Origin of the sequence: Pantoea alhagi (genome assembly GCF_002101395.1) — a bacterium.
Classification (GTDB): Bacteria; Pseudomonadota; Gammaproteobacteria; order Enterobacterales; family Enterobacteriaceae; genus Mixta; species Mixta alhagi.
Window position 1 is genome coordinate 2,301,541 of record NZ_CP019706.1, and the last position, 16,082, is coordinate 2,317,622.

The following is a 16,082-nucleotide window of genomic DNA, read 5'->3' on the forward strand; positions in this document are numbered from 1 at the left end:
CAGATTTCAGTGAAATCATCATGCGGAGTGGGAGACAGAGCGTCAATGGATAGCGGTGCAGCGGGGGAGGGGGCAGCATATTCTGTTAAAATCAGATGCGAGTTAATATGAATAAAAAATCACTATTATTGTGATAAAAAACACTACCTTATAAATTAGTATTTTAAATTCAGGTTATTAACTAATTTTGATGTGATTGTCTATTCAGATTTCAGGGTTGTTTCCTCCAATAAAAAATGACATCATGACGCCACTTTTTTATCGTCCATCGTTATTGCGGGAGTAGCGCTATGTTCGGATCGTTGCAGGCCCAGCGCCGCTGCGCCCGTGGTTATCGATCGCGGCGTGGACGCGCTTCCTTTTCCCCTTCGGCAAACTCTCTGTTCACCATGCGGTGAGGTTAATCTACGCTCCCTGTTGGACATGAGTAAAAACAGACGCGCTCTGATTTTACTGATGTCTATCGGTTGCAGCTGGAACCCTTTTAGCTTTGCATCCTCTCGACATCTTTCGCCGGGAAGCTGATTCCCATTGCTGTGCCTTGCGCACCCGCTCATCCTTGACGCCTGAGGATTTGTGTTATGACACCATTAAAAATAGCTGCCAGCGCCGCGCTGGTACCATCACTTCCTGTTGGACGAGAGATCGTTGCGCTCGATAAGACAGACTTTACTGATGTAGCGGCGGTCGTCGTTTCTGTTGCGGACGCGCGCAGCGGCATGTTGGGGTTATTACGCCATACCGGCTTTACGTTTCCGGTATTTGTGGCAGCGATGCAGGCCAGCGAAACGGCGGATCTGCCACAGGTAACAGGCGTGCTGGACGGCAGCGCTGAGTCACTGACACAGCTGAAGCAGGCTGCGGATAACTATGAAGCGACGCTGCTGCCGCCGTTCTTCGATACCCTGACAAAATATGTCGCCATGAATAATAGTACTTTCGCCTGTCCGGGCCATCAGGGCGGTGCCTTTTTCCGTAAACATCCGGCGGGGCGTCAGTTTTATGAGTTTTATGGCGAAAATCTGTTTCGCTCGGATATGTGCAATGCGGATGTCAGACTGGGCGATCTGTTGATTCACGAAGGTTCGGCGAAAGATGCCCAAAAATTTGCCGCCAAAGTTTTTAACGCGGATAAGACCTACTTTGTGCTGAACGGCACCTCCAGCGCCAACAAAGTGGTTACCAATGCGCTGCTAACGCGTGGCGATCTGGTGTTGTTCGATCGTAATAACCATAAGTCTAATCATCATGGCGCGCTGATTCAGGCGGGCGCGACGCCGGTTTATCTGGAAGCGGCACGTAATCCTTTTGGTTTTATTGGCGGTATCGACGCGCGCTGTTTTGATGAGGCATATTTGCGTGAACAGCTGCGCCACGTTGCACCGCAGCGCGCCGAAGAGGCAAGGCCGTTTCGCCTGGCGATCATTCAGCTGGGTACCTATGACGGTACGGTGTACAACGCCCGTCAGGTGATCGATCGCATCGGCCACCTCTGTGATTACATTCTGTTTGATTCCGCCTGGGTGGGCTATGAGCAGTTTATTCCGGTGATGGAAGCCTGTTCGCCGCTGTTGCTTGAGCTTAATGAAAACGATCCGGGAATATTTGTTACCCAGTCGGTTCATAAGCAGCAGGCGGGGTTTTCACAAACGTCGCAGATTCATAAAAAGGATAACCATATTCGCGGACAGCGGCGCTTTTGCAGTCATAAGCGGCTGAATAATGCGTTTATGCTGCACGCCTCAACCAGCCCTTTTTATCCCTTATTCGCCGCGCTGGATGTGAACGCCAAAATGCATCAGGGCGCAGCAGGACGGCGGCTGTGGCATGAGTGCGTTACGCTGGGGATTGAAACGCGCAAGGCGATTCTGTCCCATTGCAGCCTGATCCGTCCCTTTATCCCGGAAAGTGTCGATGGCCAACCGTGGCAGGCAGCACCTGGTGAGCAAATCGCCCTTGATGCCCGTTATTTCAGCTTCGCGCCGGACGAAAAATGGCATGGATTTGCCGGCTATGCGCCGGGTCAGTATCTGATCGATCCCTGCAAGCTGTTGCTGACCACGCCCGGTATCGATGCTGCCAGCGGTGAATACAGCAGCTTTGGCATTCCGGCTACGATTCTGGCTAACTACCTGCGTGAAAACGGCATCGTGCCGGAGAAATCCGATCTGAATTCCATCCTTTTTCTGCTGACGCCTGCGGAAAGCGCGGAAAAAATGGCTCAGCTGGTGGCAATGCTGGTGCGTTTTGAACAGCACATCCGCGAAGATTCGCTGATGAGTGAGGTTTTGCCGGTGCTGTACAGTAAACATGCTGACCGCTATCGCGGCTATCGTCTGCGTCGCTTATGCCAGGAAATGCACGATTTGTATGTGAGCTATGGTGTAAAAGATTTACAGAAAGCGATGTTTCGTCAGGCCAGCTTGCCGCAGGTCAAAATGAATGCGCAGGATGCTAATCAGGCCTTTATTCGTGGGAATGTTGAACTGGTGCCTGTCGCACAGGCGGAAGGTTTAATTGCTGCAGAAGGCGCATTGCCTTATCCACCTGGCGTACTGTGCGTAGTGCCTGGCGAAGTGTGGGGCGGGGCGGCGTTGCGTTACTTTTTAGCGCTGGAAGCGGGCATAAACCTGCTGCCTGGTTTTTCACCGGAACTGCAAGGCGTGTATACCGAAACGGACAGTGAGGGAGTAAAAAGGTTATATGGATATATCATTACAGAATGAGGGTTTATCTTGACGCTGGATAGTTAACTATATGATAATTTTTAGATAAATTTTCCCTGGTGTTGGCCAAATGGCAACCTGATCTCATATGGTCAGGTTTTTTTTTGCGTGTAATTTATTATTCTTTGTCTTTTACTTTCATACACTTTACGATGTATGTACCATGGTTGTAAGTTACACTTTAGTATAGGGGTCCTGCATTAGCGGGCAAATTAAGGAAGATACAACGTTATTTTGAGGTTATGGATGTCACTATTTTTTTCAGAAAATCAGGCGATCATCGACACCGTACAGCACTATTTCGATAGCGAATTAAACCAGCTTGGCGATTTAAAATATGCTTATATGGTTTTAAATAAAAAGAATCCAGCTGACATGGTGATTATTTCCAACTACCCGAAAGAATGGGTGGAAATTTATAAAGAAAATAATTATCAGCAAATTGATCCTGTGGTTATTGCATCCTTTACGCGTATTTCGCCTTTTTCATGGGACGAGAATATCACTATCAATAGCGAGCTAAACTTTTCCAAGATTTTCAATCTATCTAAAAATTATAAAATCGTTAACGGTCATACATTTGTTTTACATGATTATTACAATAATCTTGCCTTACTTTCTATTTTAATGAATGAAAATCATGTTCATGAAACCGAAGAGATTGTTGCGCAGCATCAGGAACAGTTACAGATGTTATTGATCAAAGCGCATGACAAGGTCATCTCGCTCTATAAAGAGATGGATGATAACGCTGCCAGTAAAAAACAGGTGAGTAAAGATATCTTCTCACCGCGTGAAAATGAAATTCTTTACTGGGCCAGCGTTGGGAAAACTTACCAGGAAATAGCGCTTATCCTGGATATCAAAGTAAGCACCGTAAAATTCCACATTGGCAATGTTGTCAAAAAGCTGGGCGTGATGAACGCAAAACATGCCATCAGGATGGGTATTGAACTACAGCTAATTAAACCTGCCGCAGGTTAGGCTGAAAAGCCAGCGGCCATTTAGCTAACTCTTTGTCATCAAAAAGTTTATCCTGATTAGACTTCTCAATAAGTATATCGCGGTTTTTATCGTCAATCGGTAAAAACACGATATAAATTTTTTCTTTTTTCTCGGATAGCGTTTGCTCAACTACTGAAATTTCCCAGCCGGAACGTTTCAATATACGCAGCATTGCATGACTGACCAGGGTATATATGCCTTCATAACCATAGTGACGCGCATAATTTACCATCGCCAAAAAAAGCATGCTACTGACGGGATATTGATAAAGATCGGAAGAGCGGGCGCGCTCTTTATCAACAAAGAAACGGCTGGATTCTATATAGTTTCCTGCAGGCAACTCAACATTATTAAACCAGGGTGCAAAGGTATGACTGATCATATTAGGGTAGCGGGTTTCGATAAATCTTACGCTGCATAATACGTTATCGTTATGAATACCGAACACATATGTTGTATGTTCGTTATCATACTCATCAAACTCCATACCATTGACGCAGTTAACTGCCCAGTCCAGGCGATCTTTGAAGGTTTCCTTCCTCAGGATAAATAGCTCGCTCGACCTTTGCTCTGATAACTTTGGGTAGTTAATGTCAAGAAAATTTATCATGCTGACTCCATTTCGATGATGTTGTTTTGCATCTGAATTACAAAACCTAATCCGGAGCGTAAACTATTCCGGTAGAATCCTGCCCTGATTTTCGCTTTTTCCGGCGCGCTTGTACAGCGTACAAAGAATGTGTTGTGCAGAGAGGATAGAAGAAAGGCGTACCTCGCTTAAACATAAGGCAAGGATTTTGTCTGTACCAGACAAAATTTTAGAGCGTAAGCTAATAGCGCTTTAGCCAGCAATGCGAAGAGCTACGCCATATTGACTGGCTAAGAAATAAACCATAGCGATTTACCTGGCAGGCAAATGGCCTAAACCGACGCGCTTTGATAAGGTCGACAGGGAAAGCCGCAACGGTCTATTTATCTGCGCCCGACTCCAGCCGCGCATCTTCCCGGGCCTGACGTACAATAGCCTTAGCGATCCAACGCGCCACGCCCTGCAGAGAGTCATCATCACAGCCCCAGATATCTTTCATTACCAGAAAGATCTCAGAACCATATACCAGCGATAACGCATACATCACTTTCTGCAACAGCTCCGGGGAGAGTTCAGTTTTTAGGGGCTCAACCACATGCTGCAGCGTTTGCTTACGATTACCGCGTACCAGCTTTTCTTTTACCAGCGGCAAATCCGTTGAGCGAGACTGCGCCCACTGCGTCAGGGATAAGTGCAGCGCTGCACGGAGCGTACCTTCATGTTGCAACATGCGCGGAAAAGCGAAAGCCAGTAGCTCATCAATACGATCGCTGACATCGGTTTTTGTCGGCTGGAAATTTTTCATCGGGCTCAGCGTTTCAGTGACTATGGCTGAAACCAGCGCGCTTTGTGTAGGGAAGTAACGGTATGCTGTGGCGCGTGATAGCTGGGCTGCCTGAGCCACTTCGGTAATAGAAGGAAAGCTACCGCTATCAAACATTTTCATTGCCGTTTCAATTAATAGCCTGCGCGTACGGGCGCGCGTGGACGTCATCGGCATATCTGCCTGGGTGTCCCTTTCAACCACTTTAACCTCTTGTTTTCTCTGTTTGGACTCAGAGTCCGCGGATTCGCCAAGCTCTGTTGGCACTATAACAGAACTCATAATATTAACATCCAACATTCGTTCTGTTTAATCATCAGTTTTTTCTCATTATTGTTGAGACGTGCATTTCATTCGCTTGATTTAACATTCAGGACGATGATACTGTTGTCTCGAACGGACGGTCTTCCATCCGCTTATAAATAGCATTTTGGTTTTTATTTCAGTTTTATCAAGCTTTTAATGGCTTTTGTGACAGGAATGGTTAACAGAAATGAAAGAAGAAACCGGTTACATCTACATTGCTGCTACAGCGGATACTAAAGGAAGGGAACTGTTTTACGTTCGTGATTTGATTAGAAAAACTGGCCTGCAGGCGCTGACGGTTGACGTGTCAACTCAAGTACTTAACGCCAGTTCCGCTGCAGATGTGAAGCCAGAAGAGGTGGCGGCTTTTCATCCTCAGGGTACGAAGGCCGTTTTTTGCGGCGACCGTGGCCGCGCGATCGAGGCGATGGCGCTCGCTTTTCAGAACTACCTTAAAACCCGTAAAGACGTTGCCGGTCTTCTCGGTTTGGGCGGCTCAGGCGGCACCGCGCTGATTACGCCAGCGATGCAGGATTTAACGGTCGGCGTGCCGAAAGTGATGGTCTCGACCATGGCCTCCGGCGATATCGCGGGCTATATCGGTGCCAGCGACATCAGCATGCTGTATTCCGTAACCGACGTAGCGGGCCTTAACCGGATTTCACGTCAGGTTCTTGGCAACGCCGCACATCAAATCGCAGGCGCCGTGCTGTTCCAGCCGGAAGCCTGTGCAGATGATAAACCGGCGCTTGGCTTAACCATGTTTGGCGTAACAACGCCCTGTATCCAGGCAGTAAGCCAGCAGCTGGAAGAAGAGTTCGATTGTCTGGTTTTTCATGCCACCGGCAGCGGCGGCATGGCGATGGAAAAACTGGCGGATAGCGGCATGCTGGCTGGCGTGCTGGATCTGACCACTACTGAAGTTTGCGACCTGTTAGCCGGTGGCGTACTGGCCTGCGCTGAAACGCGCTTTGATGCTATTGCCCGCTCACAGGTGCCTTATGTTGTTTCCTGCGGCGCGCTGGATATGGTCAATTTCGGTCATTCGTCGAGCGTGCCGGAAAAATATGCGGACCGGCTGTTTTATCATCATAACGCCCAGGTCACGCTAATGCGCACCACACCAGGGGAAAACCGCGCGATGGCGAAGTGGATTGCCGCCAAGCTTAATCGCTGCGAAGGGGAAGTACGGTTTTTAATTCCGGAAGGGGGATTTTCCGCTCTTGACGCGCCGGGCATGCCGTTCTGGTCACCTGAAGCAAACGAGGCGTTTATCTCTACGCTGGAAGCAGAACTGATACCAACCGAAAAAAGAAAAATAATACGATTACCTTATAACATTAATGATGCAATGTTTGCTGACGCTGCAGTAGAAGCGTTTCGTACCATCAACACCAGGGAGTTCTAATCATGCCTGCGTTAAACCGACAGGAATTGCTGGAAAATTTTCGTGCAATGATTGCCCGAGGCGAACCGATCATTGGCGGCGGAGCGGGCACCGGCCTCTCCGCCAAATGTGAAGAAGCGGGCGGCATCGACCTGATCGTTATTTACAACTCAGGGCGTTATCGTATGGCGGGCAGAGGCTCTTTAGCAGGGCTGTTGGCCTACGGCAACGCGAATGAAATCGTGGTCGATATGGCAAAAGAGGTGTTGCCGGTGGTGAAAAAAACACCGGTACTGGCGGGCGTAAACGGCACCGACCCTTTCTGCCATTTTGATAAGTTTCTGGACGATTTGAAGGCGCTGGGTTTTTCCGGCGTACAAAACTTCCCAACGGTAGGCCTGATCGACGGTAATTTCCGCGCCAATCTGGAAGAGACCGGTATGGGCTACGGGCTGGAAGTTGAGATGATCCGTCTGGCGCATCAGAAAGATATGCTCACCACGCCCTATGTGTTTAGCGAGCAGGACGCGGTTGCGATGACCGAGGCGGGCGCAGATATTATCGTGCCGCATATGGGATTAACCACTGGCGGAAATATCGGCGCAGAAACCGCGCTAAAGCTGGAGGATTGCGTTCCGCTGATCACGGCCTGGGCCGAGGCGGCAAAAGCGGTGCGGGAAGATATTATTGTGCTGTGTCACGGTGGACCGATTTCTGGCCCGGAAGATGCGCAATATATTATGGATAACTGCCCGCTGTGCGACGGTTTTTATGGTGCCAGTTCAATGGAGCGGTTACCAACAGAAGTGGCTTTAACTAATACAACTAAGCAGTTTAAAAATATTCAGCGTTAATTTTTAGCGCCAACATCAGGGTCTTATTATTGTCGCCGCGATGCCTAAACTGACATCGCGGCCGTTGTTTTTGCCAGCTGCATTAATGCATTCCGGCCTTAATATTCCCACTGCACATTAAAGCCGAGCGTCAGATTATCCGTCTGATAACCCGCAGGTTTCCAGAGCGGAGTACCGGCAAACAGGTGATAACCGACCCCCCGATATTGACCGCGCAGACCCAGGACGTTGCCCGCTAATTGTTTTCCTTCTTCCGCATTGTCGGCGCGGCTGATGATGCGCCCATAATCGATACCTGCATAAAGCTGTTGATTCCACTGCGGAAAATGAAGGTTAATGCTATTGCTCAGAAACCAGCCGCTGTTGCCGGTCAGGCTGTTTTCACCATCAAAACCGCGCACGCTCCAGCGGTTGCCAATGCTGAAGCGGTCCTGCGTCACCAGTTTGTCAGGCGATACCTGTAACAGAAAGCGCGGCTGATAGCTCATTTGTATTTCGGTCAGCTGAAAGGGGAGCCAGGCCTGTAAATCAAACATCATCAGTCGGCTGGCACGTTGATAATGGTTATAGAGCATCTCTGAGGTAGGGCGGTTTCCGAACCAGGGAACGTTGCGCTGCAGACTGAGCGTGGCGTCAAGCACGCCGTTTTGCAGATAGCGGCGATGGGCAAGCGCCATACGCACATTGGTTATCTCTTTTTGCTGTAGTTCCAGTTCCGTATCGCTGAGAAAATAGCGGTACTGACGTTTACTGATCTGCGTACTTAAGGTGGTTTTCTGGGTTGCATCGCGATGCAGTAAACGGCTGAGCTGTACGCTAAGGTTCCGGCTTTTACCGCTATAATAATAGCCCGACAGTTCCCCCGTCAGTGGCTGGCTGTAACGGTTTTCGCTGGCGTAGAAATCGAGCAGCCAGTAACCGTATGGCACTGAATACCAGACGGCATAGTTGCTGCTACCGCGTTCTTTTTTATATTCCAGCGTCCGTCCCAGGGAAAAATAAAACAGATCGTTAAGCGCTGTGGGGTTATCAAGATAAAATGCCGTGCCGGCCTGATAACGCCCGGTATAGCGACTGCCGGCGTCATCCAGCCAGAATGCGGTACGCCAGCTGCGGCTTTGTTGTCGTTTAATATGGATATCGGTACTGCCGGGGCGTTCGCCGGGTGCCAGCTGAATGGCGACGTCGGTATGGGGAATGCGCTGCATATTCTCCAGCCCCTGCTCGACAGCGCGCAGATCCAGCAGATCGCCTGAACGCAGAGGAAAGGCGGCGTTAAGATAAAGATTATCACTGCTGCCTTCGCTGAGCGCAAGCTGACCCACGCGCCCGGCAACAATGCGTAGCCTGAGCGTGCCGTTTCCCGCTTGCTGATCGGGGACGCTGATTCTGGAGGTGATATAGCCCGCTTTCATAATGCGGTTTTCCAACAGCCTGACTAAATGACGCACGTTTGGTACGTTAAGGCAGTGCCCGATTCCACGATCCGCAATGCGCTGCAAAGGGAGCCAGACGGGTAAATCGCTTTTGTTCTCAAGTTGGACCGCTTTTATTGGCAGGCAGTCTGAGCTATCGATAAATTCACCCATATTATTATCAGTAACAGTGACGCTTCCCTGTACCGCCTTGCCGGTGGTAGCAAGGCTTTTCTGGCGCGCCTTTTGCAGTTCCTGCTGATGCAGGCTCTGCTGTTCAATAATAACGCTGTTGGAGCCGGAAAAAGAGGTGATGGGCAGGATAAATAACGCCAGTAATAGCAGCCGGTAAATCATGTCGCTTCCCTGAGAAAATAAAACCGCGCCATCAGAGACGGCACGGTAATTAATGATTTAATGTTGATAATTTATGTCAGGTTTGTACTTCAACTGCCATAGAACACATTAAACAGGCCATTTTTACCATTATCATAAGGGTTGGTGTCTTTTACAATTTCACCTGCGGATTTTACTTCGTCGATAACCTTAAAGTTGCCGTCGAGTTCGCCAGAGTTATGGAAATCGGGCGAATAAATCCGGGATTCATAGTATGGAGAGTTAAAAGATTTTAACTTGCCACTGTTGTTTAAAACGGGGGCGCTTAATACCATGGTGCGCCCGGTAGTAATAAGGCCCTTATTAGTCAGCGAAGTGGTTGCTTCTGCATTTATCTTATTGAAAGCATTCAGCTCGCCTGAGTTTGTAATATTATCGGCTGTAATGGTGATATCGTGGTTAGCCGCTATCGTACCATTATTAATGAACTTTTTACTGGCATTGATTATGATGTTACCTCGGTTGCTACCAGACCAAAGGATGGAGGAGGGCGCTGGCTGGCTATATATTTTACCGTTGTTTTCAAAATCACCGGTATCGATATTCAGCTTACTGTAGCCCCGAATTTGACCACTATTGTCTGTTTTTTCAGTCTTAATTTTAACCGTGTCGGCCTCTATCTGATTCGCATTGGCCAGTTCTTGCGCTTCAAGATTAAGTGATGAGGATGCGTTGATAGAGTAGCCCTGGTTTAAAATTTTACCACCGCTTGCTAAGGTGGATTCCCCAGCCGAGTTGATCTGGCCATACCCGGTATTGTGAATATCACCCTGCGCACTGATATTCAGGCTATTGTTTGCGATAATGTAACCGGCATTACGTACCCCGACGCCTTTATCATTGGCAACGACAGTAATTTTATTGGCATACATGCCGCCTAATGCACCGACATCGACCAGCACGTCATTTTGAGCCTGAGTCTCTTTTAGTTTATTCTGGGCGATTATCCCAGTGTCAGTTATTTCAACCAGCTCGTTACGTCCGGCAGCGATTGACAGATTCTTTGCGTGTACGTAGCCATTAACCGCGACATAGCGGCCAATCAGGTCGGTATATTCGCTGAGGTTATCCATCATGCCGAACCAGCCGGAATTATTAACGGTAATGGTTCCTTTTTCCACCTTGAAGCCTTTCAGTTCTTCGCCATCAAATACCGGTTTGCCGGTAGTTAATGTACTGCGGCTGGTATTAATAAATTCACAGCCGTTACAGGTAATGCCGTTGGGGTTGGCGACAATAACGTGAGCTTTATTACCGGCAACCTCCAGACTGCCTTCCAGCTTGCTGGCATGGGAAGAGGTGACTTCATTCAGAATCACGCGTGCTGGTCCACTCTTGTCCAGATTATGGTTGCCAACAATATTACCGGCAACGGAAGTCTTTGAACCGGTTTTGCTGTTATTAAGCACCAGGCCATTTTCATTAACATCAAAGCGTGAATACTTATTATGTGAAATGCCGCTGGCGGATGGGGCGTTAATATTCACCGTCTGTGAGCCATTGGCATTGGTGGAGACATTAAGGTTACTGCCAGGAATGTTTTGCGCAGTTACTGCCGCTTCTGCCGTTACAATGCTGCCGGTAACAAGCATAACTGACAGGCAAAGGCGATTGAACTTAAATTTATTTGTTTTCATAATAATCCCTTATATATTACCCTTAGTGAATTTTAGCAAATAAGATTTTTAATATTCTGCGTGCTGTAACGTATGTCACTAACACGGAGACATAAAATAAAGTATTCGCCATATCAGGGAATACACAGTTTTTTAATTAAATATAAACTTTAAGGAAATTAGTCTGATTAACGGCAATCTCCGTATTACTCCAGCGGCGACTGAGATGGGTTACGGCAGAGGGCCGGGTTAAATCGACTGGCGCATCAGTGGCGTATACCTATTGCCTGGCAGGCGGAAAAAAGAGATCGCGGTGTGACCGTATCAGGCCACGTGGACGGTATTGATTAAATAAAAAGCCAGCCTGTATTCAGGCTGGCTTTTTTATACGGATTAAAAGCGGTTGTAGCTGCGCTGCGCGTGGCTGACTTTATACAGATAGCGGCGTGACTCAGCGGACGGGTGGCGGGTCGTCAGGGTTTGATAGACTTCGTCCGGCGAGAGCGCGTTGATCTGAGAAAAGGCCCGATCTTTGTCGCTGGAGAAGACGCGCAGAACGCTGCCTGCGCCGCCGTTATAGGCGGTAATTACCGCATAGCGGCGTGATACCGGATTAGCAATACCCGCCAGATAATTGCTTTGCAAAATCGACAGATAGGCGGTGCCGGTATCAATATTGTTTTCCGGATCGAACAGATAACTACGGCTTGGCTTGCCCCATTTACCTTTCATTCTGAACACGTCAACACCGGCTGAATGCTGAACCACCTGCATCAGACCCAGCGCGTCGGCATGGCTGACCGCATACGGGTTAAAGCTGGACTCGATTTGCATAATCGCCAGGATCAGAGACGCATCCACGTTATATTTTTCCGCCGCCTTACGTACCATCGGCAGATATTTGTGCGCACGCTTGTCGAGGTGGTTAGGCACCATTGGAATAGTGACCGACCAGATCACATGCAGGCCGGAAACGCGGCGCTGGAGCCTGTTCTGGATCAGATAATCCGCGAAGCTGGCGGCGCGCCCCTGCCAGCGAATAGGCTGACCGGTATTATCCAGCACCTGACCATACAGCAGCGGCTCTTTGCTGAGCTGCACATCGTTGGCATCAGAATAGAGATCAACATTGCCGGGATCTTCACCAATCAGCAAGGTGGTGATAATCGCCTGACGCAGGCTGACTGTCGGATCGGTACCCGAAATGGTCTCAATGGTAATCGAGCCCTTTTCAAAGTTGATATGGCTACGTGTGTAATAGTTATCGCTGTACTTAACGTAGTCTTTTGGCCCGGCTATCAGAACTTCGTTGATGCCCCAGATGTTCTCAATGTTATGAGCAAACTGGCCCATCAATATATCGAAGCCGTTGGTGTCTTTTACCCATTCCTCATGGAAAGTCTGTTTTTTACTTCCTGAGCAGGAAACCAGCAGCGGTGCTATCACTAGCAAGGCAATAAATTTTTTTTTCATCGTATCTGCGCTGAACCCAAAACAGGGGCCTCAAATGAGGCCCAAAATGTTATTTCTCTGGTGGGGTATAACCTTCGATATGTACATCTTTGCCTTCGAACAGGAAATTCACCATCTCCTTCTCCAGCACTTTACGATCTTCCGGGTTCATCATGTTGAGTTTCTTTTCGTTGATCAACATGGTCTGCTTACTCATCCACTTTGACCAGGCCTCTTTCGAGATGTCATTGTAGATGCGTTTTCCCAGTTCGCCTGGGTAGAGCTGAAAATCTTGTCCTTCAGCTTCGCGTTGCAGAAACGTACAGAAAATAGTGCGGCTCATTACTCTTCCTCTTCAGAAACGCGCATATGCAGCGATATTTGCTGGGGATGCCGCAATTCTTGCAGCAGGCGCTCGACCGGTGCGGCTAAACCCACGGCCGGTGGTTGCGCTAAGTTATACCAGAGACCCGCGCCTTCATCCATCGCCGCGCCCGCAGAAGGCAGTTCCAGCCACATTGGCACAATATCCAGGTGGAAATGACTAAAAGTATGGCGAAAGGCGGTTAACTGCTGCAGCGCCGCGCTACCGATGCCGCGCGCGGTGAGCCAGGCGCGTAATTCCTCTTCGTTAGCGAATTGCGGAAAGCAAAACAGGCCGCCCCACAGGCCAACAGGCGGGCGCTGCTCCAGCCAGACTCCCTCGCCGCGCTGCATCAGCAGCATATAACCGGTGCGTTCCGGCAGCGTCTGCCGGGGCTTTTTGCCAGGATAGCTGGCCCAGCTTCCCTCGGCATAAGCCATACAGCCGTTATTCAGCGGGCAAATTTCACATTTGGGTTTTGAGCGCGTGCACACCAGCGCGCCGAGATCCATCATCGCCTGATTAAATTGACTGACGCCAGCCGCAGGCGTGACCTCTTCCGCAATCTGCCACAGGCGTTTTTCCACCTCTTTTTTGCCGGGCCAGCCGCCAACCGTATAGCAGCGTGCCAGCACGCGCTTTACGTTGCCGTCCAGAATCGGATAGTGCTGGCCCAGCGCCAGCGAGACCACTGCGCCTGCGGTAGAGCGGCCTACGCCGGGCAGGGCGGCAACCTCATCAAAAGTTTCAGGGAAAATACCCTGATGACGCTCGGCAATGGTCTGCGCCGCCTTATGTAAGTTGCGCGCACGGGCGTAATAACCAAGGCCGGTCCAGAGGTGAAGCACCTCATCCAGCGGCGCTGACGCCAGATCGTTGACCGTAGGAAAACGCGCCATAAAGCGTTCAAAGTAGGGGATCACGGTGGCGACCTGGGTTTGTTGCAGCATGACTTCGGAGAGCCAAACCTTGTAAGGCGTTTTGGCCTGTTGCCACGGCAGGGTTTTACGTCCGAAGCGCTGATACCAGTCCAGCACCTGCTGCGCGAACTGTTGCGCTTGCATCATGAGAAGGAAAATTTCCGTTATTGCTCTACACTCAGGCAGGCATTCCAGCATAGACATTGCGCGGAGTAAACCGGAACTTTGCAAGTGCTTGCTTCTGTCCGGTAACTTTGCATAATGCCCGTTTTCCTGAATATGCAGACAGGCAGGCAACGACATGATTAATGACGTCATCACACCGGAATTTGATGAAAACGGGCGCCCTTTGCGTCGTATCCGCAGCTTTGTACGCCGTCAGGGCCGACTGACAAAGGGTCAACAGCAGGCGCTTGATACCCTATGGCCAGTTATGGGCGTAGAGTATCAGGCGGAGCCGGTGGATCTGGTGGCGTTATTTGGCCGGGAAGCGCCGGTGGTGCTGGAGATTGGCTTTGGCATGGGCGCATCGCTAGTGGCGATGGCCAGTGCAAACCCGGAACAAAATTTCCTTGGTATTGAGGTTCATGCGCCTGGCGTAGGCGCCTGTCTGGGATCGGCGCAGGAAGCAGAGCTTAAAAATCTGCGCGTAATGTGCCACGATGCGGTTGAAGTGCTGGAAAAGATGATCCCGGATAACTCATTGCGTATGGTGCAGCTGTTTTTCCCCGATCCCTGGCATAAAGCGCGCCATAACAAGCGCCGCATTGTGCAGGTTCCGTTTGCCGAGCTGGTATTACGTAAACTGAAGCTGGGTGGCGTATTTCATATGGCTACCGACTGGCAGGAATATGCTGAGCACATGCTGGAAGTGATGAGCAGCGTAGAGGGATATCAGAACCAGTCCGCCACCAGTGACTATGTGCCGCGTCCGGAAACGCGACCATTGACGAAATTTGAGCAGCGCGGGCAGCGACTGGGCCACGGCGTATGGGATTTAATGTTTGAGAGGGTTAAATAATGGCAATACAGCGTAGCCGCCGTTTACGTAAAAAGCTGCATATCGACGAGTTTCAGGAACTGGGCTTTTCTGTTGCCTGGACGTTTCCGCAGGGTACTACGGTAGAAGAGATCGATACGACCGTTGATGCCTTTATTCATGAAATCATTGAGCCTAACGGACTGGCGTTTGACGGCAGCGGTTATCTGCAATGGGAAGGCCTGGTATGTCTGCAGAAAATCGGTAAATGTACCGATGAGCATCGTGAACAGGTTCGTCAGTGGCTGGAAGCACGCAATATGGAAGGTGTAAAAGTCACTGAACTGTTTGATGTCTGGTGGGACTAAAAGCTTAGTCAACGCGCAGACTGGCAATTCAGGCGCGTTAATTGAACGCCTGAAGCGGGCTGGCCGTGCTGAAAATGCGCCAGGCCAATGACAGCATCTGTTTCACAGGCGTACAGGAAATGAGTCCTATAACGAACCCAGGAGTCTTTATGATGCGTAAAGCGCTGACGGGCGTACTTTTGCTGGCTGCGGTGCAGGCGCACGCGGCTTATGAATGCCCGGTGAAACCGCAGGATGATGTGGTTATCACGCCGCAATCGGTACAGGTAGTGGGTGCCAGCGGTAATCTGGTGATCTCTCCGGTGGGCGATCTGCAATACAACGGCAAGCTGATTCAGCCAGATACGGCGACACGTCAGAAAGCAGTGGATTATCAGGCGGCGCTGCGTCGTGATTTGCCGTGGGTGGATCAGGGCGCATCGCAGCGGCTGGAGAAAGGCCGCGTGGCACTGGATAAGGTCGTCGTGGAGAAACTGGGAGCCAGCAGCAACGTACGCAAGCGGCTTACCACGCTGGATGAGCAGCTGAAGCAGCAGATGAACCGTATTATTGAGCATCGCAGCGACGGCTTAACCTTCCACCATCAGGCTATCGATCAGGTTCGTGCTGACGGGGAGCGTCTGGTGCAAAGCAGCTTAGGCGGCGTCGTGCAGGACAGCCTGAACGAGATGGGCACAAAACAGGCCAGCCAGAGCGATAATCCGTTGCAGGCGATTATGGGCAATCTGGGTGGCTTGCAGCAGGCGATACAGGCAGAGTGGAGTAACCAGGAGCAGGATTTCCAGAACTTCGGTCGTGAAGTCTGCAATCGCGTAACCGCCCTGGAAAACCAACGGAAAGCGGTGTTAGCCGGAATTAAATAGTAAAATGCCCTGACGGCCT

14 protein-coding genes are annotated in these 16,082 nt (G+C 49.9%); 7 read left to right on the plus strand and 7 right to left on the minus strand.

Features of this window, described 5'->3' with window-relative positions:
- Window positions 1-581 precede the first annotated feature (581 nt).
- Both B1H58_RS10750 and B1H58_RS10755 read left to right on the plus strand, forming a co-directional pair.
- Window positions 582-2,726: an ornithine decarboxylase gene (locus B1H58_RS10750; RefSeq protein WP_085070159.1), complete on the plus strand. Its 2,145-nt coding sequence runs from the start codon at window positions 582-584 to the stop codon at window positions 2,724-2,726.
- A gap of 246 nt (window positions 2,727-2,972) precedes the next feature.
- Entirely contained in the window at window positions 2,973-3,710 is a 738-nt protein-coding gene (locus tag B1H58_RS10755; protein ID WP_085070161.1) for a LuxR family transcriptional regulator, read from the plus strand.
- On the opposite strand, the gene B1H58_RS10760 is transcribed toward B1H58_RS10755, so the two are convergent.
- Window positions 3,691-4,341 carry an acyl-homoserine-lactone synthase gene (locus B1H58_RS10760; protein ID WP_085070163.1) on the minus strand — a complete coding sequence of 217 codons (651 nt, stop codon included), beginning with the start codon at window positions 4,339-4,341 and terminating at the stop codon, window positions 3,691-3,693. The genes B1H58_RS10755 and B1H58_RS10760 overlap by 20 nt on opposite strands.
- Before the next feature lie 358 nt (window positions 4,342-4,699).
- Window positions 4,700-5,320, minus strand: coding sequence for a TetR/AcrR family transcriptional regulator (locus B1H58_RS10765; RefSeq protein ID WP_085070165.1), 621 nt, complete (start codon window positions 5,318-5,320; stop codon window positions 4,700-4,702).
- A 316-nt stretch (window positions 5,321-5,636) separates the two neighbouring features.
- On the opposite strand from B1H58_RS10765, the gene B1H58_RS10770 reads away from it, so the two are divergent.
- Together B1H58_RS10770 and B1H58_RS10775 are read left to right on the plus strand one after the other, a co-directional pair.
- Window positions 5,637-6,857 (plus strand): Tm-1-like ATP-binding domain-containing protein, encoded by a 1,221-nt coding sequence (locus B1H58_RS10770; protein ID WP_085070167.1) that lies wholly within the window; start codon window positions 5,637-5,639, stop codon window positions 6,855-6,857.
- Window positions 6,858-6,859: 2 nt separating this feature from the next.
- On the plus strand, window positions 6,860-7,690 hold the full coding sequence (locus B1H58_RS10775; RefSeq protein WP_085070169.1) for a phosphoenolpyruvate hydrolase family protein: 831 nt from the start codon (window positions 6,860-6,862) through the stop codon (window positions 7,688-7,690).
- 98 nt (window positions 7,691-7,788) lie between these two features.
- Here B1H58_RS10775 and B1H58_RS10780 read toward each other — a convergent pair whose 3' ends face one another.
- The 5 genes from B1H58_RS10780 to mutY form a co-directional block, all read right to left on the minus strand.
- Entirely contained in the window at window positions 7,789-9,462 is a 1,674-nt protein-coding gene (locus tag B1H58_RS10780; protein ID WP_085070171.1) for a ShlB/FhaC/HecB family hemolysin secretion/activation protein, read from the minus strand.
- A gap of 89 nt (window positions 9,463-9,551) precedes the next feature.
- Window positions 9,552-11,138: a filamentous hemagglutinin N-terminal domain-containing protein gene (locus B1H58_RS10785; RefSeq protein ID WP_085070173.1), complete on the minus strand. Its 1,587-nt coding sequence runs from the start codon at window positions 11,136-11,138 to the stop codon at window positions 9,552-9,554.
- A 372-nt stretch (window positions 11,139-11,510) separates the two neighbouring features.
- Window positions 11,511-12,590 (minus strand): membrane-bound lytic murein transglycosylase MltC, encoded by a 1,080-nt coding sequence (mltC, locus tag B1H58_RS10790; RefSeq protein WP_085070175.1) that lies wholly within the window; start codon window positions 12,588-12,590, stop codon window positions 11,511-11,513.
- A 49-nt stretch (window positions 12,591-12,639) separates the two neighbouring features.
- The gene (locus B1H58_RS10795; protein WP_085070177.1) at window positions 12,640-12,912 is read right to left on the minus strand and encodes an oxidative damage protection protein; all 273 of its coding nucleotides are present in this window, start codon (window positions 12,910-12,912) and stop codon (window positions 12,640-12,642) included.
- Window positions 12,912-14,000, minus strand: a complete 1,089-nt coding sequence (gene mutY / locus B1H58_RS10800) for an A/G-specific adenine glycosylase (protein WP_085070179.1) — start codon at window positions 13,998-14,000, stop codon at window positions 12,912-12,914. The genes B1H58_RS10795 and mutY overlap by 1 nt, the downstream gene beginning before the upstream one ends.
- A 154-nt stretch (window positions 14,001-14,154) precedes the next feature.
- Here mutY and trmB point away from each other — a divergent pair, with 154 nt between their 5' ends.
- The 3 genes from trmB to B1H58_RS10815 all read left to right on the plus strand — a co-directional run bounded on the left by trmB (window position 14,155) and on the right by B1H58_RS10815 (window position 16,063).
- On the plus strand, window positions 14,155-14,874 hold the full coding sequence (gene trmB / locus B1H58_RS10805; protein WP_085070181.1) for a tRNA (guanosine(46)-N7)-methyltransferase TrmB: 720 nt from the start codon (window positions 14,155-14,157) through the stop codon (window positions 14,872-14,874).
- The gene (locus B1H58_RS10810) at window positions 14,874-15,200 is read left to right on the plus strand and encodes a YggL family protein (protein WP_085070183.1); all 327 of its coding nucleotides are present in this window, start codon (window positions 14,874-14,876) and stop codon (window positions 15,198-15,200) included. Before trmB ends, B1H58_RS10810 begins: the two co-directional genes overlap by 1 nt.
- Window positions 15,201-15,349: 149 nt before the next feature.
- On the plus strand, window positions 15,350-16,063 hold the full coding sequence (locus B1H58_RS10815; RefSeq protein WP_085070185.1) for a YggN family protein: 714 nt from the start codon (window positions 15,350-15,352) through the stop codon (window positions 16,061-16,063).
- Window positions 16,064-16,082: the final 19 nt, after the last annotated feature.